Origin of the sequence: Pseudomonas sp. KBN10P06128, from assembly GCF_037574945.1 — a bacterium.
Classification (GTDB): Bacteria; Pseudomonadota; Gammaproteobacteria; order Pseudomonadales; family Pseudomonadaceae; genus Pseudomonas; species Pseudomonas aeruginosa.
Genome location: NZ_JBBELR010000001.1, coordinates 3,680,397 through 3,705,137, shown reverse-complemented (window position 1 = coordinate 3,705,137; position 24,741 = coordinate 3,680,397). Strand labels below are relative to the sequence as shown.

Genomic DNA, 24,741 nt, shown 5'->3' with positions numbered 1-24,741 from the left:
AGGCGAGCGACCGTCGTGCACGACAACGTAGGACGTCGAAGGGGAGTCGTATGAGTGTTCTGCCTGACGCGGTGTGCTGGCACGAAGGGATGCAACTGCTTCCCCAGCATTTCCAGTTGCAGGGATTGCGTGCCGAGGCGCTGGCGGCGCGCACCGGACAGGCCTGCAACCCTTGGTTCTGGGGCGTGACCGCCCTGGAACTGGACCCCTCGGCGTTGTGCGCCGGCCAGGTGCGGGTCCTGCACCTCGAAGCGATCCTGCCCGACGGCCTGCCGGTGAGCGTGCAGGCTGGTGTCGACGCACCGCTGGAGTTCGACCTGGAGACTGCGCTGGCGGCCGCCGAAGGGCCGCTGCTGAACGTCCACCTGGCGGTCAGTCCGCTGTGGCGGGCGGGTCAGTTGCTGCCGCTGAAGGGCCGTCTGCAATCGCGGGTCGGCGCGCCGCTGCCGGACCTGGCCAGCGGCGAGCACCCCGAGCCGATCACCGTCTGGCGAGCGTCGCTGCGGCTGGTCGGCGACGACGGCAAGGCCGACTCCGTGTGCCTGCCGTTGCTGCGCGTGGCGAAGGAGGGCGGCGCCTATGTCAGCCTGCCCTACGTCCCGCCGACGCCATTGGTGCTGCCGGAGTCGCCCCTGGGCAGGCGCGTGCAGTCGCTCTGCGCGCGGGCCCGGGAGAAGGCGCTGTTCCTCGGCGGGCGCCTGCGCCTGGCGCAGCAGGCGGGTAACCAGGACGACGCCGTGGAAGTCCGTCGCCAGCTCGCCGCGCTCTGGACCCGCCTGCCGGAGGTGGAAGGCCTGCTGGCAAGCCGCGCGGCCTCGCCGCTGGCCCTGCACGGCAGCCTGCTGGGCCTGGCCGGGGCCTGGGCGGCGCTCGATCCGCTGGCCGGCGTGCCGGCCTTCGAAGCGCTCGACTTCCTCGACCTGCGGCGTGGCTACGAGCCGCTGCTGGACTGGCTGGAGCGCGCCATCGAGTCGATCCGCGCGGGCTACCGCTGCCTGCCGTTCGAGCAGGAGGAACAGGTGTTTTCCGTGCGCCTGCCCGATCCGGCGCCGCGCCAGCGCCTGGTGGTCGGCCTGCGGATGCCCGCCGGCGCCGGCGAACAAGCGGCGGCTGACTGGCTGGAGCGCGCCATCGTCGCCTCCGATCCGCACCTGCCGTTGCTCGCCCGGCAGCGCATGAGCGGGCTGGCGCGGCAGCCGATGAATCGCCAGGAACAGGTGGCCTACAGCGTCGGCGACGACACCCGTTTGTTCGTCGTGCAGGGCGCCGGCGACTGGTTCGATGCCGGCCAGCCGCTGCGCATCGTCGCGCCGGTCTGCGGGGTTGCCAGCAGTCCCTGGCAGATCGTGCTGTTCGTCGCCGACGGCAGCGACAACACCTAGACAGGAAGGAGCCGCCAATGCCCGAAGGGAGTGCAGGGCCTTTTTCCCAGGCGTACCAGGAGCAGCCGCTCAGCACGGCATTCCGCCAGGCCTGGCAGGAATGGCTGGAGGCCTGGGGCGCCCTCGACCGCGACGCCCAGGATGTGCCACGGATGGTCGAGCGCGCCCTCGAACTGTCCACCCGCATTACCCGGCGTCTGTGGCGCAGCGCCTTCGCCAGCGTCGGCGACGCGGCGGGCGTGCAGGTCAAGGCGATGGTCTATGCCTTCGTCGCCCTGGTCGACGAGACCCTGGTCTTCAGCGCCTGGCCGGGGCAGGGCGCCTGGCAGGAAAAACCGCTGGAGTCGCATCTCTACGGCAGTCGCCAGGCGGGCGAATACCTGCCGCTGGCGATCAAGCGCCTGCTCGACGAACGCGCCCCGGCCAGTCGCGACCTGGCCAACGTCTACCTGCAATGCCTGATCCTCGGCTTCCGCGGTCGCCTGCGCGGGCCGCGCGGCGAGGCGCTGCACGAGAAGTGGCGGCAGGCGCTGTTCGCCTTCGCCTGGCAGCGCGAGGCGGACGCCGCCGACCTCGGCCGTCGCCTTGAGCAGCCTGCCGCCGCGCCGCCACGGCGCCTGCCGGTGCGCGCGGCGCTGCCGGACGGTTTCCGCCTGGGCCTGGCGGTGCTCGGCCTGGTGCTGCTGATGAGCGGCATCGGGCACCTGTTCTGGCGCGACATCCAGCATGAAATGGCGGCGGTGACCCACCTGGCCGATGCGGAGCAGGCGCCATGAGCGGCGCGACGCTGTTCATGCTGGTTCTCCTCCTGGTGCTGCTGGCGCTGCTGCTGGGGGCGCTGGGCTGGTGGTGGCGGACCCGGGGCGGTACGGAGATCCGCAGCTTCTACGCGGCGGTCCGGCAGATGGAGCGCGAGCAGGGCTGGCAGGGCCGCTACGAAGCGCCGTGGCTGCTGATGCTAGGCAACGAGACCGAGGGCGAGCAGTTGTGCGCCACCTGGCGCCTGCTGCCGGTGGCGCGTCCGGCCTGGTTCGGCCGCTGGTGGTCGGACGGCGAGGGGGCGATCCTGCTGGTGCCCGAGTCGGTGTTCCTGCCCGACGAGGGCCTGCGCCGGCAAAGCGGCGCCTGGCTGCGCCTGTTGCGTCTGTTCCTGCGCCTGCGCGGCAGGCGCGCGCTGGACGGAGTGGTCTGGAACATTCCGCTGGCGCGGCTGCAGGATGGCGAGCAGGCGGCCAACCTCGGCCTCGCCGCCCGTCGTCGCTACGTGGAACTGACCCAGCGCCTTGGCCTGAGCCTGCCGGTTTACGTGGTGATCACTGGCCTGGAAGACCTGCCGGGTTTCCAGGAGCTTCTCGCGGCGCTGCCCGAGGAGGCGCGCGAGCGCGCCCTCGGCTGGTCCTCGCCGTTCGCCGCCGAAGCGGCCTGGCAGTCGCGCTGGTGCGAGCAGGCGCTGGAGGAAATCACCGCCACCCTGACCGAGTCGATCGTCGAACTCGGTACCTTGCGCGGCCAGGTGAACAACGACCTGTATTGCCTGCCGCCACGCCTGGAAAGCCTCCGCGGTTCGTTGCAGGCGCTGCTCGAACCGGTCTTCCAGGGTAACGCCAGGGGTGAGGCGCCGCGCTTTCGCGGTCTCTACCTGAGCGGCAGCGAGGCGGCGGGGGCGGCAAGCGACGAAGCCCTGCCGGCGGTCGACGCGCCGCGTCGGCGCAGCAGCTTCGCCAGCCAACTGTGGGCACGGCGGATCCTTGCCGAGGAAGGCCTGGCCCAGGCGGTGCCGCGCATCCTCCAGCTGCGCCAGCGCTGGCAGCGCGGTATCGGCCTCGCTGCGCTGTGCCTGTGCCTGCTCTGGGGCGGCCTGATGACCTGGGTCTGGCGTGACGCGCTGCGCGACGCCGGCGAACTGTCGCAACTGCTGCATGGCGCCAGCGAGCGCTACCAGCCGCTCGACGACGACACCCGGCGCGCCGCCCAGGTCCGGCAGAACGTCCAGGCCTGGTGGCAACTGGTGGCACAGGCGCCGCGCTGGCGCTTCACCTCGCTGGCGTTCCCCAGTTCTTGGTTTTCCTCCCTGGACGCACGCATCGACAGCGCGTATCGCCGCGTTTCCGAGCGCCTGCTGGTACGCCCGCTGCGCAGCCTGCTGGAAGGCGAGGCGAGCGACCTGCGGGCGATCCGCAGCGACGGCCAGCCCGGCCTGAAGGAGGGCGACGACCCCAGCCAGTGGAAGGACTACCTGGCGGCGAAGGACCTGGTCGCCCGCGCCACTACCCTGGAGCGCCACAATCGCCTGTTCGCCCAGGCCATCGACAACCGCAAGACGCCGCTCGACGATCTCCTGCAACTGAGTAACGATGCCTTGGGCAGCAGCTACAACGCCGGCAGCCTGGCGCGCCTGGCCTATTACAACCGCACGCTGTTCGCCAAGCGTCCGGCCGATCTCGCCGCCCTCGACCTGGGCCGGGTCGGCGCCACGGCGGCGGATAACTTCCATGACCTGATGGCCCGCTGGCTGAACGCCTACTTTCTCACCGACAGCCTGGAACGCACCGGCAATGCCCTGACCCAGGAACTCGCGCAGCTCGGCCAGGAACGAGATGCCACGGCGGCCCAGTTGCTGGGGGTCGGCGAATTGATCAACCACCTGCAGCAGCAGGTCAACCGCATCAACCTGATCTGGGGCAATGGCGTCGGCCAGGATCTCGTCCCTGGCTACCAGAACCTGCTCAAGAGCGCCCAGCAAAGCAGCCTGCTGGGAGACCGCGTGGAGGAACTGCAGAACCTCACGGTGCAGTTGCAGCAGCAGTTCCGCAGCGAATGGATCGCGCCTCCGGAGGCTGCCGGCGACGGCCTGCTGGTGAAGCAGGGGGCGACGCTCAAGCTGGCCGATGACCTGCTCGGCCTGAAACGCGCCATCGATGACCTGAAGACCAAGGACTTCGTCTCGGTGGCCCTGGCCGGCAAGACGCTGGCGGAGCACTCCCTGCTGAGCATCGACGACATCGGCGTGACCCAGGCGTTGAGCTTCTTCAACGACTTCAGCGGCTACTACGAGAGCACCCTGCCGTCGCTCAACCCGCGCTATCGCTACTCGGTCCTGCACGCCGCCGCCAGCGCGACGACCGAGGCCATGTGGCAAAGCCTCGGGCCGCGCAGTCGCAGCCTGACCAGCCGCAATGCCTCGCGCTTCGACGTGCAGGTCAAGCAGGTCCAGGCATTGCAGGCGGCGCTGCTGGAGTTGCAGGACATGCAGGCCGGCGCGCGCCTGCTGGCCAGCCTCAACGCGCTGGCCGTGGCCGATATCGGCCAGGCCCTGCGCGACATCGACGAGCAGGCGGTGCTGCGCGAGCCGGTCGATTTCAGTCGCTGGTCGGGCGCGCCGAATTTCGGCCTGCAGGCGTTCCGCGCCCAGGACAGCGCCGAGCTGAAGCAGAGCCTGACCAGCCAGTTCAATGCCATGGCCGCGGTCGCCGAGCGCCACGCCCCGGCGCTGGAGTGGCTGCAGGCGCAGCAGTCCAGCCTGGCCACCGCCGACTACAACGCGTTCGTGCGCTTCAGCGCGCTCAACGCCGAACTGCAGAAATTCAAGGCCGACAACCCGGCGAGCACCGCGGCGCAGCTGGCGAAGCTGGTGGGTAACGATTTCAACCAGATGGACATCGGCAGTTGCGCTGACATTCTCAACGGCGTGCTCCTGCCGTCCAGCCGCAGCGACCTGGCGACGCGCCTGGTGGACCTGCGCCAGGGCGCGCTCGGGCGCTGCCAGTCGTTGCAACAGCAGCAGGCGGCGCAGGCCTGGAAGGACCTCGCCGACTACTTCAACCAGTACCTCGCCGGACGCTTCCCGTTCGCCTACAGCCTGGAAGCGGCCGATGCCGAGCCGGGGCGGGTGCGGCACCTGCTGAAGCTGATGGAGACGCGCTTGCCGCAGGTGCGCGAAGGGCTGGCCCAGGTTCGCTCGCCGGACCTGCCGGCCGCCGAGGACTTCGTCCGCCGCCTGGAACAGGCGCAGGGCTGGCTCGGCCCGCTGTTCGAGCGCGACAAGTCGGGCCTGCTCGGCGTCGCCCTGGACATCGACTGGCGCAGCGACCGCAGCCTGGAACGCGGCGCCGACCAGGTGATCGCCTGGAGCCTGTACTCGGGCGACCAGGAAAGCCGGTTCCCCGGCGCGCAGGACAAGGGCCTGACCTGGAATGTCGGCGATCCGCTGAAAATCATGCTGCGCTGGGCGAAGAACGGTTCGCAGCGTCCGGCAGACGACCCGCGCCAGGCCAGCCTGGCGGTGGCCGACCTCGAGGCCGGCTGGAGCTACCAGGGCTCCTGGGCGCTGCTACGCATGATGCGCGCGCACTTCTCCCGGCAGCGCCCGCCGAACGTCGACTACACGGAGTTTCCGCTGGTCCTGCAACTGCCGGTGTATGCGCCCTACAGCCCGGAAAACGAGGCGCGGATGTTCCTCCGCCTGTCGTTGATGAGCCTGGGCGGCAAGACCCCGCTGTCCATCCAGCCGCTGCCGGTGCGCGCGCCGCAATCGCCGTTCGCGACGCTGTTGCCGGCCACCGTCGCCAGCACCGGAGGTATCCCATGACCCTGCCTCTTTCCGGCAACGCCCTGTCCCTGGAAGTGCTGCTCGAACCGATCGACCCCGGACAGCCGTGTGGCCCCAGCCTGCGCTACGACCCGGACTACGACCGCCTGCGCGAGTTGCGCCGGGAGGACGACAGCAGCCTGCCGACCGGCGTCTGGCAGGCGGAGGCCAAGCGCGCCGACTGGGCCGCGGTGGAGCAGTTGGCCAGCGAACTGTTGCAGCGGCGCAGCAAGGACCTGATGCTCGCCGCCTGGCTCGGCGAGGCCTGGCTGCAACGCGGCGGGCTGGGCGGATTGCAGCGCGCGCTGGTGCTGCTGGCGGAACTCTGCGAGCGCTACCCCGAGGAGGTGCATCCGCAAGCCCAGGACGGCGATCAGTCGTGGCGGGTGCCGCCCATCGACTGGCTGTTGCGCCGCTATGCCGAGCTGCTGCACACGCGCCTGCCGCTGATGGGGCAGGGCGCCTTCGCCGAGATCACCCTCTATGCCTGGCAGAGGTTGCAGCGCCAGCAGGTCGCCAGCGGCGACAGCAAGAGCGCCAAGGCGGCGCTGGAAGCGGCGCAACTTCAGCAGAAGAAGCTCGACGAAGCGTTGCGCGCGGAGCCCCTGGTGCAATGGCAGCGCAAGCAGGCCAGCCTGCTCGCCTGCCAGCAGCAACTGCAACGCCTGGAACAGTGGTGCGACCGCTGCCTGGGCGAACTCGCCCCCAGTTGCCAGCCGCTGCGCGAGGTCATCGCGCAATGGCTGGCCTTGCTCAAGGAGTTCATCGCCATGCACCCGCAAGCGCCGCTGCCCGAAGAACAGCCACCGGTCGCGGAGGCGGACGCCGCCGAAGGCGACGCGGACGGCGAGGAAAGCGTCCCGGCGAGCGCGCCGAGCGGGCCGGCTGGCGCGCCGACCAGTCGCGAGGACGCCTATCGGCAACTGCTGCTGATCGCCGACTACCTGGCGCGCACCGAGCCGCACAGCCCGGTTCCCTACCTGATCAAGCGCGCGGTGGAATGGGGCAACAAGCCGCTGAGCGAGCTGCTGGCGGAGCTGATCAATGCGGACTCGGAGGCGCGCCGGGTCTGGTCGCTGCTTGGCGTACTGCCCTAAGGAGCGGGGTTATATTTTTTATTCGAATATATAAATACGAATTCAGAATTTTTTAATCTATGGGTTCCTGGGGCAAGATGGGCGCACATTCCCCGGCTCGGAACCCTGCATGTCCGTCATCACCCATCCCCACGCCCGCGAGCTGACCAAATCGGTGCGCGCCACCGTGCTGGTGTTCAACGACCCCCGTTCCCGCGAGCTGCTGGAGCGCATCGAGCGCCTGGCGCCCAGCGAGGCCAACGCGCTGGTCATCGGCGAGACCGGCACCGGTAAGGAGCTGGTGGCGCGCCATATCCATGCCCTCAGCGGACGCAGCGGCGGCCCGTTCGTCGCGGTCAACTGCGGTGCTTTCGCCGAGAGCCTGGTGGAGAGCGAGCTGTTCGGCCACGAGAAGGGCGCCTTTACCGGTGCGTTGCAGAGCAAGGCCGGCTGGTTCGAGGCGGCCAACGGCGGCACCTTGTTCCTCGACGAGATCGGCGACCTGCCGCCGAGCATCCAGGTCAAGCTGCTGCGCGTGCTGCAGGAGCGCGAGGTGGTGCGGCTCGGTTCGCGCCGGCCGATCCCCATCGACGTGCGGCTGGTGGCGGCGACCAACGTCGACCTGGCCGACGCGGTGGTCGCCGGGCACTTCCGCGAGGACCTGTTCTACCGCCTGCACGTGGCGACCATCCAACTGCCGCCGTTGCGCGAGCGCCGCGGCGATATCCTGCCGCTGGCCGAGTACTTCATCGTCGAGCACTGCCGGCGCCTCGGCTACACCAGCGCGAGCCTGAGCCCGGAAGCCGAGCGCAAGCTGCTCGGGCATTCCTGGGCGGGCAATATCCGCGAGCTGGAGAACGCCATCCACCACGCGCTGCTGGTCTGCCGCAACCGCCTGATCCAGCCGGCCGACCTGCACCTCATCGACATGCGTGCGCGCCAGGAGCCGAGCGGCTTGCGCCGCGCCCCCGAGAGCGCCGCCGGCTCGGCGCTGGAAGCGGCGCTGCAGGCACTGTTCGAGGAAAACCGCGAGGATCTCTACGAGCACATCGAGGAAACCGTGTTCCGCGCCGCCTATCGCTTCTGCCACGGCAACCAGTTGCAGACCGGACGCCTGCTGGGGATCAGCCGCAACATCGTGCGCGCCCGCCTGGAGAAGATCGGCGAGCTGGAAACCTCGCCACGACACAACGTGGTCTCGCTGGTGGGCAAGTGAGCGTGGTGCTTTACAGTCTTTCACAATTCCCCCACAAAACCGGCAAGAACCCGGACGGCGGCTGTTCTACAACGGAGCGGTGAATCTCGTTGGCCGGACCAGGGACGTCGCCATGCCTCGCTCCGCTCGCCTGTGTCGCTCGCTCCCGGTAGCCGCTTTCCCGGCCGCGCCGAGTCCGCCCGGTCCTCCAGTCACAGCAACCTTGGTTTCCCGACCCGGCGAAGAGGATCGCTGCATGCCGTACTGTTCGCCGGAACAACTCGCCGACCTCGGCCCGCTGCTGGATTGCCTGCGCCGCTGGCCGCGCATCCGCGAGCCGCGGCCGGGGGTGTTCTACCTGGGCGACCAGCCGTTCTGCCAGTTCCATTCGCGCAATGGCCAGCGCTGGGCCGACGTCAAGCGCCGCAAGGGGCGCCTGCCGCCGTTCGTCCTGCCGCCGGGCGACCAGTATTCGGCGCGGGCATTCCAGATATTCCTGCTCCAGGCCTACAAGCTGAACTGAACTGTTGCCCGGGCAACAGTCGGACAGCAGCGCTGTTGCGTGGCTGACAGGCCGAGGCCGGAAACCCGCCGCAACTGCCCGGAAAACGCACATTTCCCCGTTGGTACGGCCCTTGCTCCAGGGCACTGCACCTAGCGCAACAGTCCACAGGGAAATCCCATGACCAGCCCCTTCAAAGTCGTCGCCGTCTCCGGCGGCACCTATCGCCCGTCCCGCACCCTGGTACTCACCCAGGCCCTGATCGCCGAGCTTGGCCAGTCGCTGCCGATCGACAGCCGAGTCATCGAGCTGACCGACATCGCCGCGCCGCTGGGCGCTACCCTGGCGCGCAACCAGGCGCCGGCGGAACTGCAGGCGGTGCTCGACGAGATCGAAAGCGCCGACCTGCTGCTGGTCGCCTCGCCGGTCTACCGTGGCTCCTATCCGGGCCTGCTCAAGCACCTGTTCGACCTGATCGACCTCAACGCCTTGATCGACACCCCGGTGCTGCTCGCCGCCACTGGCGGCACCGAGCGCCACGCGCTGGTCCTCGACCACCAGTTGCGCCCGCTGTTCAGCTTCTTCCAGGCGATCACCCTGCCTATCGGGGTCTACGCCAGCGAGGCCGACTTCGACAACTACCGGATCGTCAGCGAGCCGCTGAAGGCGCGCATCCGCCTCGCCGCCGAGCGCGCCGCGCCGCTGTTCGGCGGACGCTCCGAACTGTTGAAGATCGCCTGAGGTGCGCCGATGAACGTGTTCTGGTTCCTCCCGACCCACGGCGATGGCCACTTCCTCGGCACCAGCCAGGGCGCGCGGCCGGTCTCGCTGCCTTACCTGAAGCAGGTGGCTCAGGCGGCCGACAGCCTCGGCTACCACGGCGTGCTGATCCCCACCGGACGCTCCTGCGAGGACTCCTGGGTGGTGGCCTCGGCGCTGGCGCCGCTGACCGAGCGCCTGCGCTTCCTGGTGGCGATCCGTCCGGGAATCGTTTCGCCGACCGTCTCGGCGCGGATGGCGGCGACCCTCGACCGCCTGTCCGGCGGGCGCCTGCTGATCAACGTGGTCACCGGCGGCGATCCCGACGAGAACCGCGGCGACGGCATCCATCTCGGCCACGCCGAGCGCTACGAGGTCACCGACGAGTTCCTTCGGGTCTGGCGGCGCGTCCTGCAGGGCGAGGCGGTGGACTTCCACGGCAAGCACATCCACGTGGAGAACGCCAAGGCGCTCTATCCGCCGCTGCAACGGCCGTATCCGCCGCTGTACTTCGGCGGTTCCTCGGAGGCCGCCCACGAACTGGCCGGCGAACAGGTGGACGTCTACCTGACCTGGGGCGAGCCGTTGCCGGCGGTGGCGGCGAAGATCGCCGACGTGCGCCAGCGAGCGGCTCGCCATGGGCGTACGGTGAAGTTCGGCATCCGCCTGCATGTGATCGTCCGCGAAACCGCCGAAGAAGCCTGGCGCGCCGCGGACAGGCTGATCGAGCACATCTCCGACGAGACCATCGCCGCCGCGCAGCAGTCCTTCGCCCGTTTCGACTCCGAAGGCCAGCGACGCATGGCCGCGCTGCACGGCGGCCGCCGCGATCGCCTGGAGATCCAGCCGAACCTCTGGGCCGGGGTCGGCCTGGTGCGCGGCGGCGCCGGCACCGCGCTGGTCGGCGATCCGCGGCAGGTGGCGGAGCGGATCGGGGAGTACGCCGAGCTTGGCATCGACAGCTTCATCTTCTCCGGCTATCCGCACCTGGAAGAGGCCTACCGCTTCGCCGAACTGGTCTTCCCGCTGCTGCCCGAACCCTACGCCAGCCTGGCCGGCCGTGGGCTGACCAACCTGACCGGGCCGTTCGGCGAAATGATCGCCAACGACGTGCTGCCGGTTCGCGCCGGCGCTTGAGCAGCCGGGCCCCCGAGGAGAAACGCCCTGTGAATGCGAAGACCCGCCCCGAGGCGCAAACGCCGTTGCAGATTGCCCGGCGCCTGGCCGCCGATTTCGCCGAGAACGCCGCCGAGCGCGACGTCGCCGGCGGCACCCCGAAGGCCGAGCGCGACGCGTTGCGCCGCAGCGGCCTGTTATCGCTGATCATCCCGCGCGAATACGGCGGCCTGGGGGCGAGCTGGAGCGAAACCCTGCAAACCGTACGCGAACTGGCCCGGGTCGACAGCTCGATCGCCCACGTCTACGGCTTCCAGCACCTGATGCTGGCCACCGTGCGCCTGTTCTCGCGGCCCGAGCAATGGCAGCCATGGTTCGAGCTGACCGCGCGCAACCGCTGGTTCTGGGGCAACGCGCTGAACCCGCTGGACAACCGTACCGTGGCTCGGCGCTTCGACGGCTGGCGCGAGTTCTCCGGGAAGAAGAGCTTCTGCTCCGGCGCCCGCGATTCGGAGATGCTCATCGCCTCGGCGCTGGACGGCGAGGGCGGGCCGCTGCTGATCGCCGCCATCCCCACCGCGCGCAGCGGTATCAGCCTGGGCCAGGATTGGGACAACATGGGCCAGCGGCAGACCGACAGCGGCAGCGCGATCTTCGAGCGAGTGCGGGTGGAGGAGAGCGAGTTGCTGCTCGATCCCGGGCCGCTGAGCACGCCGTTCGCCTGCCTGCGGCCGCTGATCGCCCAGTTGATCTTCACCGAGGTGTTCCTCGGCATCGCCGAAGGCGCCTTCGAGGAGGCTCGCCAGTACACCCTGCGCGAAGCGCGACCGTGGTTCCGCTCCGAGGTCGCCGAGGCCAATGCCGACCCCTATGTGCTGGCGCGCTACGGCGAATTCTGGGTCGGCCTGGAAAGCACCCGGGCGCTGGTCGAGCGCGCCGCGCAACGCCTTGACGCCGCCTGGTCCAAGGGCCCGGCGCTGGACGCCAGCGAGCGCGGCCAGTTGGCCCTGGCCATCGCCGCCGCCAAGGTCGCCGCGACGCGCAACGGCCTCGACCTGTGCAACCGCATGTTCGAAGTCACCGGCGCCCGCTCCACTCACGCCGCCCTGCGCCTGGACCGCTACTGGCGCAACCTGCGCACCCAGACCCTGCACGACCCGCTGGACTACAAGATCCGCGAGCTGGGCGACTGGGCGCTGAACCAGTCACCGCCGCAACCGACCTTCTACTCATGAACGCTTCTACCCATACTCCCGACCGGCTGCTGACGCTGCCACGTTCGCCGAACCTGGCGACCTCGATCCGCGCCACCGCCCAGGTCTTCGAGGACCCGAAGTCCCAGGCCCTGCTCGAACACCTGCGCCAGGTGGCGCCGAGCGAGGCCAGCGTGCTGGTGATCGGCGAGACCGGCACCGGCAAGGAACTGGTGGCGCGGCATATCCACAACCTCAGCGCGCGGCGCAACGGCCCGTTCGTGGCGGTCAACTGCGGGGCTTTCTCCGAGTCGCTGGTGGAAGCCGAGCTGTTCGGCCACGAGAAGGGCGCCTTTACGGGCGCCCTGGCGGCCAAGGCCGGCTGGTTCGAGGAAGCCAACGGCGGTACCCTGTTCCTCGACGAGATCGGCGACCTGCCGATGCCGATCCAGGTCAAGCTGCTGCGCGTGTTGCAGGAGCGCGAGGTGGTGCGCCTGGGTTCGCGCAAGAGCATCCCCATCGACGTGCGCGTGCTGGCGGCGACCAACGTGCAACTGGAGCGGGCGATCAACGCCGGGCACTTCCGCGAGGACCTGTACTACCGGCTCAATGTCGTCAGCCTGGAGCTGTCGCCGTTGCGCGAGCGACCCGGCGACATCCTGCCGCTGACCCGCCACTTCATCGCCGAATACAGCCGTCGCCTGGGCTACGGCCAGAGCCAGTTGAGCCCGGAGGCGGCGCAGAAATTGCGCGCCTATTCCTGGCCGGGGAACATCCGCGAGCTGGAGAACGTCATCCACCATACCTTGCTGATCTGCCGCGACGGGCTGATCCGCGCCGATGACCTGCACCTGTCCAACCTGCGCCTGGAGCGTGGCGAGGAGCTGGCGCGCGGGGTCCCGGCGAGCGGCGCCGCCGAGCACTTGTTGCAGCAGGCTTTCCAGCGGCTGTTCGAAGAGCAGGGCGAGAACCTCCATGGGCGGGTCGAGGATGCCCTGCTGCGCGCGGCGTACCGTTTCTGCCATGGCAACCAGGTGCATACCGCCAACCTGCTGGGACTCAGCCGCAACGTCACGCGCACGCGGCTGATCGCCATCGGCGAGCTGGTGGTGAACAAGCGCGGTGGCCAGCGGATCGATGGCGAGCGGGCGGTGCGGTTGTCGATCTGAGTTCAGGCGCTCGGGATCGCGGCGGATAAGCGCAAGCGGTTATTCGGCCAACCTCCCGCGACTATCCGCCGTGCCGGCGCTGCGGCATTCGCCCAAACCCAGCCGGGCGCAGTAGACTCGGCGCTTTGCGGAGCGTCTGGCTCCGCGCTCTGCGCCAGGTGGAACCGCCCGATGCCCGATACCTCTCCCGATCTGCCGGCCACGTCGCCGCTCGCCGCCTATCGTCAGGCCGTGGAACAGCGCGGTTTCGCTCCCGACGAGGCGCAGCGGCGCGCCGCCGAGGCGCTGGAGCGTTGTTTCCAGGCCCTGCACGAGCCGCACCGCCACGGCGCGATCCAGGGCGTCTACCTGTGGGGGCCGGTGGGGCGCGGCAAGACCTGGCTGATGGACCACTTCTACCAGTGCCTGCGCGTGCCCGCGCGGCGCCAGCACTTCCACCACTTCATGCAGTGGGTGCACCAGCGCCAGTTCGAACTGACCGGCACCGCCGACCCGTTGCGCGCCCTGGCCCGCGAGTTGGCGCGGGACGTGCGGGTGCTGTGCTTCGACGAGCTGTTCGTCAGCGATATCGGCGACGCCATCCTGCTCGGCAGCCTGCTGCGCATCATGTTCGAGGAGGGCGTGGTGCTGGTCGCCACCTCCAACCAGCCGCCGGAGCAGTTGTACGCCGACGGTTTCAACCGCGAACGCTTCCTCCCGGCGATCGAGGCGATCCAGCGGCACATGGTGGTGGTCGCGGTGGATGGCGGCCAGGACCACCGCCTGCATCCCGGCCGGGCCGAGCAACGCTACTGGGTGGTGGAGGCGGGGCAGGCGGGCGGTTTCGCCGAACTCTTCGCGCGCCTGAGCGCCGGCGAAGTGGTGTCCGCGCAGCCCATCGAGCTGGGGCACCGCCCGCTGGCGGTGCGCCGGCACAGCGAGTCGGTGCTCTGGTGCAGCTATGCGCAGCTCTGCGAGGTACCGCTGTCGGCGCTGGACTTCATCGGCCTTTGCGACCGCTACCGGGCGATCCTGATGGACGACCTGCCGTGCCTGAGCGCCAGCCAGCGCGAAGGCCGCATAGCCCGTGGCACCGAGGACGGCGCGCAACTGGTGGAGGCGGGGGATCGCGAATTGCCGCAGTTGTCGGTGCACGACGACGGCGTGCGGCGCTTCATCGCCCTGGTGGACGAATGCTACGACCGCAAGGTGCCGCTCTACCTGGAGGCCAGGGTGCCGTTGGAGGCACTTTATACCGAGGGCTACCTGGCCTTCGCCTTCCGTCGCACCCTCAGCCGGCTGCGCGAGATGCAGCTGGCACGCTTCGGCAGCGACAGCGCCGGCTAGCGCCGCGCCGCCGAAGCGGGAACTGCGGATGGCCGCCCGCGCTCATCCGCCGGCCAGGCCGAGGCTCAGTAGCCGTGCCGGCGCAGCAGCGCGTCCATGTCTTGCGCCGCCGGGCGGCCCTGGAACTTCAGCAGTTCCGAGGTGCGGTTGGTGAAGAAACCGTCGACGCCGGCCGCGCCTAGGGCCTTGAAGTCTTCCGCCGAGTCCACCGAGTAGGCATGGATGAACAACCCGCGCGCGTGGGTCATGCGGTTCATCCAGGGTTTCACCAGGTCGGCGTAGCTCTGTTCGCCGCGTTCGCTGAGGGTCGCCGAGGGCCCGGTGCCCAGCGCGCCGTGGGCCTTGGCCCAGTCCAGCCAGGCGCCGAACTCGGCTTCGGACTTCACTTCCTGCCTGGCGTAGAAGGCCGCCTTGTCGGTTTCCCCGGATTCCTTGAAGGTCACTGGCGAACGGGCTTCCAGGTAACCGTCACCGAGCCACAGCAGGAGAATCTTCGGCACTTGCGGCATGCTTTCTTGCAGCAGTTCCAGGCTGCTCTTCTCGAAGGTCTGCAGGATCACCCGGCCATTGCCGTGGGCCACGTCGACATGCCCGGCGGCGGCGCGCTCGCGGGGTTGCAGCCAGCCGCGGCGTTCCAGCAGCTTGCGCAGGTCGTCTTCGATGCCGGGGAATTGCGCCGGTACCTTGGTCTCCAGGTACAGGCCCGGCTTGTTGGCGCCGCCCTCGGCGATGTCGAGCATCTCGTCGAGGGTGAGGATGCGCAGGCCGACGAAGCCGGGCCGGGCGCGCTCGGGGAAGGCGCGATTGAACCAGGAGCCGGCGTCCAGGCGCTTGAGTTCGGCGAGAGTGAAGCTGCTCACCGGGTCCTTGGCGCGTCCCGGGAAGACCTCGGCGACGTCGGTGGTGCGCTCCAGGGTGTCGTCGTGGAGGGCGACCAGCACGCCGTCGCGGCTGCGCTGCACGTCGGCTTCCAGGTAGTCGGCGCCGAGGTCGCGGGCCAGCAGGTAGGCCGCGGCGGTTTCCTCGGGGGCGTCGTACGAGGCGCCGCGGTGGGCGATGACCGCCGGCCAGGGCACGCCGGCGGCGGCGCTGAGGGCCTTGCCGGACGGCTCCGCGGCCTGGGCGGCGAGCCCCGCCGTCAGGCCGAGGAGGCCCAGGGTCTTGAATGTTCCTTGCCAGAATCTTTGCCGCATGAGGCGCCTTTCCTTCTTTCTTTTTCACGGGATTGCCGACCAGTCTGGCGTCGCCGGATGACCGGAGGACGACAGATACAGGTCTGTCCGGCGCGGGGAAAGATGCGCTGTCGCGGCGACGCTGGTTCCTGTCGCCCTCGGCAAAGCGCCAGCCCTCCCAGGCCGGGAGGGCGGATTCTACAGGCGTTTGTTCAGCAGGCGGGCCAGGCGGTCGCCGCCGAACTGGATCAACGTGACCAGCAGCACAAGGACGATGATCACGGTGAGCATCACCTGGGTGTCGAAGCGCTGGTAGCCGTAGCGGTAGGCCAGGTCGCCCAGGCCGCCGGCACCGATCGCGCCGGCCATGGCCGAGGAATTGATCATGGTCACCAGGGTGATGGTGAAGCCGCCGACGATGCCCGGTCGCGCCTCCGGTAACAGTACGTTGCAGATGATGTGGCGGCGTTCGCAGCCCATCGCCTGGGCCGCCTCCACCAGGCCGTGGTCGACTTCGCGCAGGCTGACCTCGGCGATCCGCGCGAAGAACGGCGTGGCGGCGATGGTCAGCGGCACCACCGCGGCCCAGACGCCATAGCTGGTGCCGACGATCATCCGGGTAAAGGGAATCAGCGCCACCATCAGGATCAGGAAGGGTACCGAGCGCAGCACGTTGACCAGACCGCCCAGGATGCGATTGAGCAGGCGCGCCTCGAAGATCCCGCCCGGCCCGGTGGTGACCAGCACCAGGGCCAGCGGGATACCCACCAGCAGGACGATGGCGGAGGACGCGCCGATCATCAGCAGCGTATCGAGGAAACCTTGCCAGAGCCGTTCAAGCATGGGCGACATGGCCGAGCACCTCCACCTTGTCCGCCACCAGCGCGGCCTTGGCCAGCACGCCGGGAAGCTCGCCGGGCGGCGCGCCGACCTGTAGCAGCAGGCGCCCCAGGGCGCGGCCCTGGATCCGCTCTATGCCGCCGTGGAGCAGGTCGACGCGCTGGCCGATGGCCCTGGCGATGGCCAGCAGGTCCGGCACCCGTCGGTTGGCGCCGGTGTACTGGAGATCGAGCAGCACCGGGTCGCCGGCGCCGGGAGCCTGGCGCAGGCGCGCCTGGAGGTCGGCCGGGAGGGCGGCGCGCAGGCTGCCGAGCAGGCTTCGGGTGACGGCATGGCGCGGATCGCCGAAGACTTCCCAGACTTCGCCCTGTTCGACGATGCGGCCGCATTCGAGGACCACCACGCGGTCGCAGATCTCGCGGATGACCGCCATCTCGTGGGTGATCAGGACGATGGTCAGGCCCAGCCGGTGGTTGATGTCGCGCAGCAGCGCGAGGATCGCCTGGGTGCTCTCCGGGTCCAGCGCCGAGGTGGCTTCGTCGCAGAGCAGTATCTGCGGCTGGTGCACCAGCGCGCGGGCGATGCCGACGCGCTGTTTCTGCCCGCCGGAGAGCTGCGCCGGATAGGCGTCGCGTTTTTCCTCCAGGCCGACCAGTTGCAGCAGCCCGGCGACCCGCTCCTCGATCCGTGCCCGGGGCACCCCGGCCACCCGCAGCGGCAGGGCGATGTTCTGCCGCACGGTCTTGGCCGACATCAGGTTGAAGTGCTGGAAGATCATGCCGATGCGTCGGCGCAGGGCGACCAGGCGCTGGCCGTCGTAGCCGCCGATGTCCTCGCCGTCGATCAGCACCTGCCCCTCGCTGGGACGCTCCAGGCGATTGAGGGTGCGGATCAGCGAGGACTTGCCGGCGCCGCTGCGGCCGATGATGCCGAACACTTCGCCGCGGCGGATCTCCAGGTCGATCTCCCGCAGGGCCTGGACCCCGCCGGGGTAGCGCTTGCCCAGGCCGTGGAGGCGGATGTGCGGTGTGGAAGCGCGCGTGTCGGGCGCCGTCGGGAACGGTTCGAGGGGCAGCAGGCTCGGGGGAACGGTCATGGTCGTCACTCCCAGCCCGGCTGGTACAGCGTGCCATGGGCCTTGTCCAACGCGGCGCGGACCACCGGCGAATGCTGGTAGATGTCGACGAAGCGCGCCAGGCGGCCGTCGCGGTCCTGGTAGTCGCCGCGGGTGACGAACTGGATCACGTATTCCCGGTTGTCGATCCCGTCGAACAGCAGCGCCCGGGTCGGGTCGATGGTCCCGGCCAGGCGCAGGTAGTGCGGGTAGCCCTGGGCCAGGTCGAAATCGTCGAGGGCGCGCGCCAGTTGCACCGCCTCCAGCTCGGTGATGCGGATGTCCTTCGGGTTGTCGACGATATCGTCGAGGGTCGCCTTGTAGCCGACGCCGTCCCTGAGCTTCAGCAGGCCGGCCTTCTGTAGCAGTTGCAGGCCGCGGCCGCCATTGATCGGGTCGTTGGCGATGGCCACGCTGGCGCCTTCCGGCAACTCTGCGAGGCTGGCGTAGCGCTTCGAATAGAGCCCGACGTTGTTGATGATCCCCGGCGCGAACGGCTTCAGCCGGAAGCCGCCTTCGCGGTTGGCGTTTTCCAGGAAGGGCACGTGCTGGAAGTAGTTGGCGTCGATGTCGCCCTGGGCGAGGGTGATGTTGGGGGCGTTCCAGTCGCTGAACTCGACCAGTTCGACCTTCAGTCCCTGCTTGCCGGCTTCGCTCACGGCGACTTCCAGCGGCGGGGCGAAGGCGGCGGTGGTGCCGATCTTCAGCGGGGCGTCGGCGGCCTGGACCGGGCCGCTGCCGAGGAGGACGGCCAGGCTCAGGGTTTTCAGGGTGTTCAGCATGGTGGGCTCCTGAACGAAAGGGAAAGTGGGGTCAGGCCTGGCGCTGGTGCGCGGCCGGGGGCTGGCGGAAGGCGGCGCCGGCGTGTTCCGCCTGCAGGCGCGCGCGGCCGCCGCCGAAGAGCTTCTCCCGCAGGGTGCCGGGGGCGTAGGCGGTCTTGTAGCTGCCGCGTGCCTGCAACTCGGGCACCACCAGGTCGATGAAGTCGGCGTAGCTCTCCGGCTCCACGGTGCGGGTCAGGTTGAAGCCGTCCAGGCCGGTATCGGCGATCCAGCCTTCGAGATCGTCGGCGACCTGGCGCGGGTCGCCTACCAGGGTCACGTAGCGGCCGCCCAGGGCCAACTGGTCGAGGAGCTTGCGCACGGTGGAGTCGGTGCGCGCCACGGTGAGGTTCTTCACCACCGACTCGATGGCGTTGTTCTTCTCGTAGCGGATCGGTTCGTCGAGCCCGTAGCGCGACAGGTCGATGCCGCTGGAGCTGGCGAAGTGCGCCAAGCCGGCCTCGGGGCTGGCGTAGCGGCGGTACTCGGCATGCTTGTCGCGGGCCTCGGCCGCGGTGGCGGCGACGATCACGTTGATACCCATGAAGATCCTGATGTCCTCGGCGCGACGGCCGGCGCCGACCACCGCCGCGCGGATGCGCTGCACCAGTTGGCGGGTGGCCTCGCGGGTCTGTCCGGAGACGAACACGCATTCGGCGTGGCGCGCGGCGAAGGCCAAGCCACGCTCCGAGGAGCCGGCCTGGAACAGCACCGGGGTGCGCTGTGGAGAGGGCTCGGCGAGGTGGTAGCCCTCGACCTGGTAGAACTCGCCATGGTGGCGGATCTTGTGGATCTTCTCCGGCCGCGCGTAGACCCGTCGCTGGCGGTCGGCGAGCACCGCGTCGTCTTCCCAGCTGCCCTCCCAGAGCTTGTAGAGGACCTCCAGGTACTCGTCGGCGCGGTCGTAGCGGCGGTCGTGCTCGATCTGCGCGGACTGGCCCATGGCCTTGGCCGCGCTTTCCAGGTAGCCGGTGACGATGTTCCAGCCGATCCGCCCGTCGCTCAGGTGGTCGAGGGTCGAGAGCCGCCGGGCGAACGGGTAGGGCGCCTCGTAGGTGAGGTTGGCGGTGACGCCGAAACCCAGGTGCTCGGTGACCCCGGCCATGGCCGAGACCAGCATCAGCGGGTCGTTCACCGGCAACTGGACGGCTTCGCGGGCGGTCACCTCGATGCCGCCCTGGTAGACGTCGTAGACGCCGAGGATATCGGCGATGAACAGGCCGTCGAACAGGCCGCGCTCCAGCAGCCGGGCCAGCTCGGTCCAGTGGCGCAGTTTGCGGTAGTCGCTGGAGCGGTCGCGCGGGTGGGTCCAGAGGCCGTGGTTGATATGGCCGACGCAATTCATGCTGAAGGCGTTTAGGAGAATCTGCTTCTTGCTCATGGCGGTTCCTTCGGCGTTCAGAGCGTGCCGCGGCGTGGCGGCAGGCGGCCGTTGAGGTAGTAGTCGCCGACCGCGTGGTACTTCCAGCGCACCGGGTCGTGCAGGGTGTGTACGCGGGCGTTGCGCCAGTGGCGGTCGAGACCGAGTTCGGCGAGACAGGCGCGGCTGCCGCCAAGCTCGATCAGCTTGCTGCCGGCCAACAGGGCGACCTCGGTGGTCAGCGCGCGGGCTTCGGCGACGGCGATCGAGGCGGCCGCCACGCTTTCCGCGTCCGGCTCGGCGGTGGCCCGGTCGAGCACCCGCCCGGCACGCTCCAGCAGCGCTTCGGCGGCGTGCAGGCGGATCGCCAGGCGGCCGATCTCGTGGATGGTCAGTGGGTCGTCGCTGGCCTTGTCGACGCCGGAGTCGACCCAGGGCCGGGCGCGCTCGCGGACGAAACGCAGGGTGTCCTCGAAGGCGCCGCGGGCGATCCCGGCGTCGATCGCCGCGTGGAGGATCTGCGCCAGCGGGCCGACGGTGGTCGGGCGCTCGAAGGCGTCCTGGAACGAGACCACGTCCTCGGCGGCCACCGCTACCCGGTCGAACAGCGCCGAACCGCTGCCGGTGGTGCGTTGACCGAAGCCGGACCAGTCGTCGACGATTTCCAGCCCGGCGCTGTCGCGCGGGACGAAGGCCAGTTGCTGGCGGCCCTCGTCGTCCACCGCCAGGGTCGGCACCCGCTGCGCGTAGAGTGCGCCGGTGCAGTAGAACTTGCGCCCGTCCAGGCGGTAGCCGTCGCCGTCGGCGCGCAGGCGGGTACGGCGCTCGCTGGCGGTACGCGTGCCGATCTCGGCCAGGGCGTTGCCGAAACGCTCGCCGGCCAGGGCGGCGCCGAACAGGCGACCTTTCTGCGCCGGCGAGCCGTTCACCCGCAGCACTTCGAGGGCGTAGAAATGGTTCTGCGGAATCTGCCCCAGGGAACTGTCGGCGGCGCTGACGATCGCCACCACCTTCGCCAGGGTCACCCGCGAGACGCCGGCCCCGCCGTATTCGCGGGGCACCGCGATGCCCCACAGGCCGGAGCGGGAGAACAGTTCCAGTTCTTCCAGCGGCAGGCGCCGCTCGCGGTCGCGCTGGATGCTTTCGCGGGCGAACAGGGCGGCCAGCTCGCGGGCCGTTTCCAGGGCTTCGTCGTCGCTGCCGATGCGATGGGCAGCGGCCGTGGGATTGTCGCGCGTAGCGTGTGCGAGGCTCATCGGGCGCTCCTCAGATCCATGAGTGACGCGCCGGACGGGCGCCGTTCAGGTAGTAGTCGCCGACCGCGTGGACCTTCCAGCGTACCGGGTCGTGCAGGGTGTGGGTGCGGGCGTTGCGCCAGTGCCGGTCGAGGTTGAACTCGGCGAGCGTGGCGCGGCTGCCGGCCAGCTCGAAGAGCTTCTCGCTGGCCGCCAGGCTGATCTCGGTGCTCAGCACCTTGGCCTCGGCCACGGCGATCGAGGCGCGTGCCGCCGACTCGGCGTCCACCGGCCGCGCGGCCACCTCGTCGAGGACCTGGCCGGCCTTCTCCAGCAGGGCGTTGGCGGCGTGCAGCTCGATTTGCAGGCGGCCGACCTCGGCGATGCTGTAGAGCTCATCGCTGGCGCGTTCGACCTGGGCGTCGATCCAGGGCCGGCTGCGTTCGCGGACGAACGCCTGGGCGTCGTCCAGAGCCGCCTGGGCGATGCCGGCGTCGATGGCGGCCTGGATCAGTTGCGAGACGGCGCCCTGGAGGCTCGGGATCTCGGCCAGCAGGCCGTTGTGGATCAGCATGTCGCCGGCTACCGGAACCTCGTCCAGCAGCACCGTGCCGCTGGCGGTGGTGCGCTGGCCGAAGCCGGACCAGTCGTCGACGATGCGCAGGCCGGGAGCGCCGCGCTCGACGAAGAGCATCACCGCGCGCTCTTCCTCGTCGATGGCCTTGACCGCCACCCAGTGGGCGAACAAGGCGCCGGTGGAGTAGAACTTCTCGCCGCTGACCCGGTAGCCGTCGCCGTCGCGACGGACCCGCGCCTTCAGCTCCAGGGTATGGCGGGTATTGCGCTCCGGGCCGGCGTTGGCCAGCCGGCGGCCGTCGAGGATGCCACGGAACAGCTTGCGTTTCTGCGCCGGGCTGGCGACGTTGTCGATCACGCTGAGCAGGCCGAACTGGTTCTGCGGAATCTGTCCGAGGGCCGGGTCGGCGGCACAGATGACACGGAACACCTCGGCCAGGGTCACATGGGAAACCTGCGCGCCGCCATAGGCGCGGGGAATGCCGATGCCGCCCAGGCCGAGGCGGGTGAAGAGTTCCAGTTCCTGCCAGGGCAGGCGTCGTTCGCGGTCGCGTAGCGCCGCTTCGCGACGGGCCAGCCCGGCTACCTCGTGGGCGGCCTGCAACGCCTGGGCGTCGTTCTCGATGAGGCGTGCCGGGAGTAGCCGGGGCGCCTGGTCACGAAGATCCTTGGGTGCGGTTTCGTCGGTCATGGTTCAGCCTTGCAGCGTGGTGGTTCCGCCAGCGGCATCGGTGCGGCGCGGCTCGCGGGTTCGGTGGTGCGGGTGGAACGCCTGGAGGAGGGAGGGGAAACAGGCGGTAACGACATGCTCGCTGGGCACCTCTGGCAGTTCGGATAGGTGGCTGGCGCGATCGCCAAGCCTCTGCCAGGTCTGTTTGCACAAGCCGTGCCGTTTGCTAATCCATAGGAAAATCAAAGGGTTGTCGATTTACTCCAACAGTTTTTGCTGGTCCGCGGGCGCTGCCTGTTGCTCCGCTGTTGCCAGGGCAACAGTTACCGGCGGATTACAGCCGGATGCCGCGCGCCGGCGCCGTGCTGCTAGGGTGATAGGGTTTCGCGCGCGGCGGCCTGGCGCGCGCCCACCCACTCGGATCGTCGAAGGAACTCCCATGCAGAGCGCTAACGCTTCAGAACTCACCACCGACATCGCCGTGATCGGCGGCGGCGCGGCCGGCATCGGCGTGATCGCCAGCCTGCTGAAACGTTCGCCGGGGTTGCGTATCAGCCTGATCGAGCCGGCGGACACCCACTACTACCAACCGGGCTGGACCCTGGTCGGTGGCGGCGCCTACGCCCAGGGCGACACCGCGCGGCCGATGGCCGGGCTGGTCCCGCCCGGCGTGGAGTGGCTGCGCACCCGTGTCGAGCGGGTCGACCCCGAGGCGCGCCGGCTGCTGCTGGAGAGTGGCGGCAGCCTGGAATACCGCAACCTGATCGTCTGCCCCGGCCTGCGCCTGGCCTGGGAGCGCATCGAGGGCCTGGAGGAGACCCTCGGGCGCAACGGCGTCACCTCCAACTACCGCTACGACCTGGCGCCCTACACCTGGGAGCTGGTGCGCGGCCTGCGCGGCGGCAAGGCGCTGTTCACCCAGCCGGCGATGCCGATCAAGTGCGCCGGGGCGCCGCAGAAGGCCATGTACCTGTCCTGCGACCACTGGCTGCGGGAGGGCGTGCTGCAAGACATCGAGGTCGAGTTCGACCTGGCCGGCGCGGCGTTGTTCGGTGTCGCCGATTTCGTTCCGCCGCTGATGGAGTACGTGCGCAAATATTCGGCCGAGCTGGCGTTCAATTCCAACCTGGTGAAGGTCGACGGCGCGGCGCGCAAGGCCTGGTTCGAGGTGAAGGACGCCGACGGCAACACCAAGCTGGCGGAAAAGGACTTCGACCTGCTGCACGTGGTGCCGCCGCAGCTGCCGCCGACCTTCGTCGCCGCCAGCGGCCTGGGCGACGCGGCCGGCTGGTGCGAAGTCGACCCGGCGACCCTGCAACATGTCCGCCATGGCGAGATCTTCGCCCTCGGCGATGTCTGCGGCACCGCCAACGCGAAGACCGCGGCGGCGGCGCGCAAGCAGATCGTGGTGGTGGCCGAGAACCTTCTCGGCCTGCGCAGCGGCCGTGGCCTGCCGCTGCGCTACGACGGTTACGGCGGTTGCCCGCTGACCGTCGAGCGCGGCCGGGTGGTGCTGGCGGAGTTCGGCTACGCCGGCAAGCTGCTGCCGACCTTCCCGCTGGAGCCCACCGCGGCCAGCCGCTTCGCCTGGCTGCTCAAGCGCCACGTACTGCCCTGGGTGTACTGGAACGCCATGCTCAAGGGCCGGGAGTGGCTGGCGCGGCCGGGGCGCTAGACCGGGCGGCAGCCCTCGGCCTGACCGGCCTCAAAGCTCGTGGGCGAACGGCAGGTCCGGCCCCACCCGCGAGCAGGTGACCGCCGCCGCGCGGATGGCGAAGGCGAGCATCGCGTCGATCGCTTCCCGCGACAGCGCGGCTAGCCTGGCCGGGCTGTCGGCGTCGAGGCGGCGGAGGTAGGCGAGGGTCGCCGCCTGGAAGGTATCGCCGGCGCCGACCGTATCGCGCAGCGCCAGGGCGGTATCCGCCGGGCGACTCCAGCTGCCGTGGGCGCAGTGCACGCTGGCGCCGGCGCCGCCGTGGGTGACGAAGACCAGCCGGCAGCGCGGGTTCAGCCAGCCGCGGGCCACCTCGCCGGGATCGCGGTCGGGGTAGAGCAGGGCCAGGTCTTCCTCGCTGGCCTTGATCAGGTGCGCGTGGCTGGCGAAGGCCTCGACCCGGCGCCGCCAGAGGTCGATGTCCGGTTGCGGGTCGAGGCGCACGTTGGGGTCCAGGCTGACCAGGCGCCGGTCGCTCTCGCGCCGGACCAGCGCCAGCAGGGTGTCGGCCACCGGCGTCACCACCAGGGTGTAGGAGCCGACGTGCAGCCCGCGTATCCGCCCATCCAGCGTCGGCAGGTGTTCCAGGCGCACCTGGCGGTCGGCGCAGCCCTCGCCGCGGAACTGGTATTGCGCCGAGCCGCTGGCGTCGAGGCCGACCATCGCCAGGGTGGTCGGGGCGTCGCTGGGCACCAGGAAGCCGCAGTCCACGCCTTCTTCTTCGAGCACCCGGCGCAGCCGCGCGCCCAGGTAGTCGCTGGACAGCCCGCCGAACAGCGCCACCTCTACGCCCAGCCGGCGCAGGCCGACGGCGACGTTGAACGGCGAGCCGCCGGCGATCGCGGTGAAGCCCAGCTCGTTGCTGCGCGCAGCGCTTTCCAGGCTGAAGACATCGAAAAGGGCCTCGCCACACACCAGGTACATGCAGATCTC

General features: G+C 69.8%; 20 protein-coding genes. 12 read left to right on the top strand and 8 right to left on the bottom strand.

The genetic code is table 11. The features are described 5' to 3' along the window. Nucleotides 1-50 precede the first annotated feature (50 nt). The 11 genes from tssK to zapE all read left to right on the top strand — a co-directional run bounded on the left by tssK (nt 51) and on the right by zapE (nt 14,306). The gene (tssK, locus tag VQ065_RS17485; protein WP_003089486.1) at nt 51-1,382 is read left to right on the top strand and encodes a type VI secretion system baseplate subunit TssK; all 1,332 of its coding nucleotides are present in this window, start codon (nt 51-53) and stop codon (nt 1,380-1,382) included. A gap of 17 nt (nt 1,383-1,399) precedes the next feature. Beyond that, nucleotides 1,400-2,158 (top strand): DotU family type IV/VI secretion system protein, encoded by a 759-nt coding sequence (locus VQ065_RS17480; protein WP_003131567.1) that lies wholly within the window; start codon nt 1,400-1,402, stop codon nt 2,156-2,158. Further along, nucleotides 2,155-5,970, top strand: a complete 3,816-nt coding sequence (locus VQ065_RS17475; RefSeq protein WP_003089484.1) for a type VI secretion system protein — start codon at nt 2,155-2,157, stop codon at nt 5,968-5,970. The genes VQ065_RS17480 and VQ065_RS17475 overlap by 4 nt, the downstream gene beginning before the upstream one ends. Beyond that, nucleotides 5,967-7,067, top strand: a complete 1,101-nt coding sequence (tssA, locus tag VQ065_RS17470) for a type VI secretion system protein TssA (protein ID WP_003089482.1) — start codon at nt 5,967-5,969, stop codon at nt 7,065-7,067. The genes VQ065_RS17475 and tssA overlap by 4 nt, the downstream gene beginning before the upstream one ends. A gap of 109 nt (nt 7,068-7,176) precedes the next feature. Further along, nucleotides 7,177-8,262, top strand: a complete 1,086-nt coding sequence (locus tag VQ065_RS17465; RefSeq protein ID WP_003089480.1) for a sigma-54 interaction domain-containing protein — start codon at nt 7,177-7,179, stop codon at nt 8,260-8,262. A 235-nt stretch (nt 8,263-8,497) separates the two neighbouring features. Then, the gene (locus VQ065_RS17460; RefSeq protein WP_003089476.1) at nt 8,498-8,764 is read left to right on the top strand and encodes a hypothetical protein; all 267 of its coding nucleotides are present in this window, start codon (nt 8,498-8,500) and stop codon (nt 8,762-8,764) included. 159 nt (nt 8,765-8,923) lie between these two features. After that, nucleotides 8,924-9,484 carry an FMN reductase gene (gene msuE / locus VQ065_RS17455; protein ID WP_003089470.1) on the top strand — a complete coding sequence of 187 codons (561 nt, stop codon included), beginning with the start codon at nt 8,924-8,926 and terminating at the stop codon, nt 9,482-9,484. Between the two features lie 9 nt (nt 9,485-9,493). Continuing rightward, nucleotides 9,494-10,639, top strand: a complete 1,146-nt coding sequence (gene ssuD, locus VQ065_RS17450) for an FMNH2-dependent alkanesulfonate monooxygenase (protein ID WP_003089466.1) — start codon at nt 9,494-9,496, stop codon at nt 10,637-10,639. A gap of 29 nt (nt 10,640-10,668) precedes the next feature. Further along, nucleotides 10,669-11,853, top strand: coding sequence for an acyl-CoA dehydrogenase family protein (locus VQ065_RS17445; protein WP_003089464.1), 1,185 nt, complete (start codon nt 10,669-10,671; stop codon nt 11,851-11,853). Then, a complete protein-coding gene (locus VQ065_RS17440) occupies nt 11,850-12,980 on the top strand; it encodes a sigma-54 interaction domain-containing protein (RefSeq protein ID WP_003089463.1) in 1,131 nt (376 codons plus the stop codon). The genes VQ065_RS17445 and VQ065_RS17440 overlap by 4 nt, the downstream gene beginning before the upstream one ends. Nucleotides 12,981-13,151: 171 nt before the next feature. Further along, nucleotides 13,152-14,306 (top strand): cell division protein ZapE, encoded by a 1,155-nt coding sequence (gene zapE / locus VQ065_RS17435; protein ID WP_014603833.1) that lies wholly within the window; start codon nt 13,152-13,154, stop codon nt 14,304-14,306. 65 nt (nt 14,307-14,371) lie between these two features. On the opposite strand, the gene VQ065_RS17430 is transcribed toward zapE, so the two are convergent. From VQ065_RS17430 to VQ065_RS17400, 7 genes are all read right to left on the bottom strand, one after another. After that, nucleotides 14,372-15,499, bottom strand: coding sequence for a glycerophosphodiester phosphodiesterase (locus tag VQ065_RS17430; protein ID WP_003124592.1), 1,128 nt, complete (start codon nt 15,497-15,499; stop codon nt 14,372-14,374). A gap of 177 nt (nt 15,500-15,676) precedes the next feature. Then, nucleotides 15,677-16,330, bottom strand: a complete 654-nt coding sequence (locus VQ065_RS17425) for a methionine ABC transporter permease (RefSeq protein WP_003111646.1) — start codon at nt 16,328-16,330, stop codon at nt 15,677-15,679. After that, the gene (locus tag VQ065_RS17420) at nt 16,314-17,423 is read right to left on the bottom strand and encodes a methionine ABC transporter ATP-binding protein (protein WP_073660164.1); all 1,110 of its coding nucleotides are present in this window, start codon (nt 17,421-17,423) and stop codon (nt 16,314-16,316) included. The genes VQ065_RS17425 and VQ065_RS17420 overlap by 17 nt, the downstream gene beginning before the upstream one ends. Then, nucleotides 17,420-18,214 carry a MetQ/NlpA family ABC transporter substrate-binding protein gene (locus tag VQ065_RS17415; RefSeq protein ID WP_003089461.1) on the bottom strand — a complete coding sequence of 265 codons (795 nt, stop codon included), beginning with the start codon at nt 18,212-18,214 and terminating at the stop codon, nt 17,420-17,422. Before VQ065_RS17415 ends, VQ065_RS17420 begins: the two co-directional genes overlap by 4 nt. 31 nt (nt 18,215-18,245) lie before the next feature. Then, entirely contained in the window at nt 18,246-19,634 is a 1,389-nt protein-coding gene (locus VQ065_RS17410; RefSeq protein WP_003089459.1) for an LLM class flavin-dependent oxidoreductase, read from the bottom strand. A gap of 17 nt (nt 19,635-19,651) precedes the next feature. After that, complete coding sequence (locus tag VQ065_RS17405; protein ID WP_003089457.1) at nt 19,652-20,869, bottom strand: SfnB family sulfur acquisition oxidoreductase; 1,218 nt, start codon at nt 20,867-20,869, stop codon at nt 19,652-19,654. Between the two features lie 10 nt (nt 20,870-20,879). Continuing rightward, nucleotides 20,880-22,115, bottom strand: a complete 1,236-nt coding sequence (locus VQ065_RS17400; protein ID WP_003089455.1) for an SfnB family sulfur acquisition oxidoreductase — start codon at nt 22,113-22,115, stop codon at nt 20,880-20,882. 418 nt (nt 22,116-22,533) lie between these two features. Here VQ065_RS17400 and VQ065_RS17395 point away from each other — a divergent pair, with 418 nt between their 5' ends. Continuing rightward, a complete protein-coding gene (locus VQ065_RS17395; RefSeq protein WP_003089452.1) occupies nt 22,534-23,769 on the top strand; it encodes an NAD(P)/FAD-dependent oxidoreductase in 1,236 nt (411 codons plus the stop codon). Nucleotides 23,770-23,799: 30 nt separating this feature from the next. Here the strand turns inward: VQ065_RS17395 and VQ065_RS17390 are convergent, their stop codons facing one another. Next, on the bottom strand, nt 23,800-24,732 hold the full coding sequence (locus VQ065_RS17390; RefSeq protein WP_003089451.1) for a carbohydrate kinase family protein: 933 nt from the start codon (nt 24,730-24,732) through the stop codon (nt 23,800-23,802). Between the last annotated feature and the right edge of the window lie 9 nt (nt 24,733-24,741).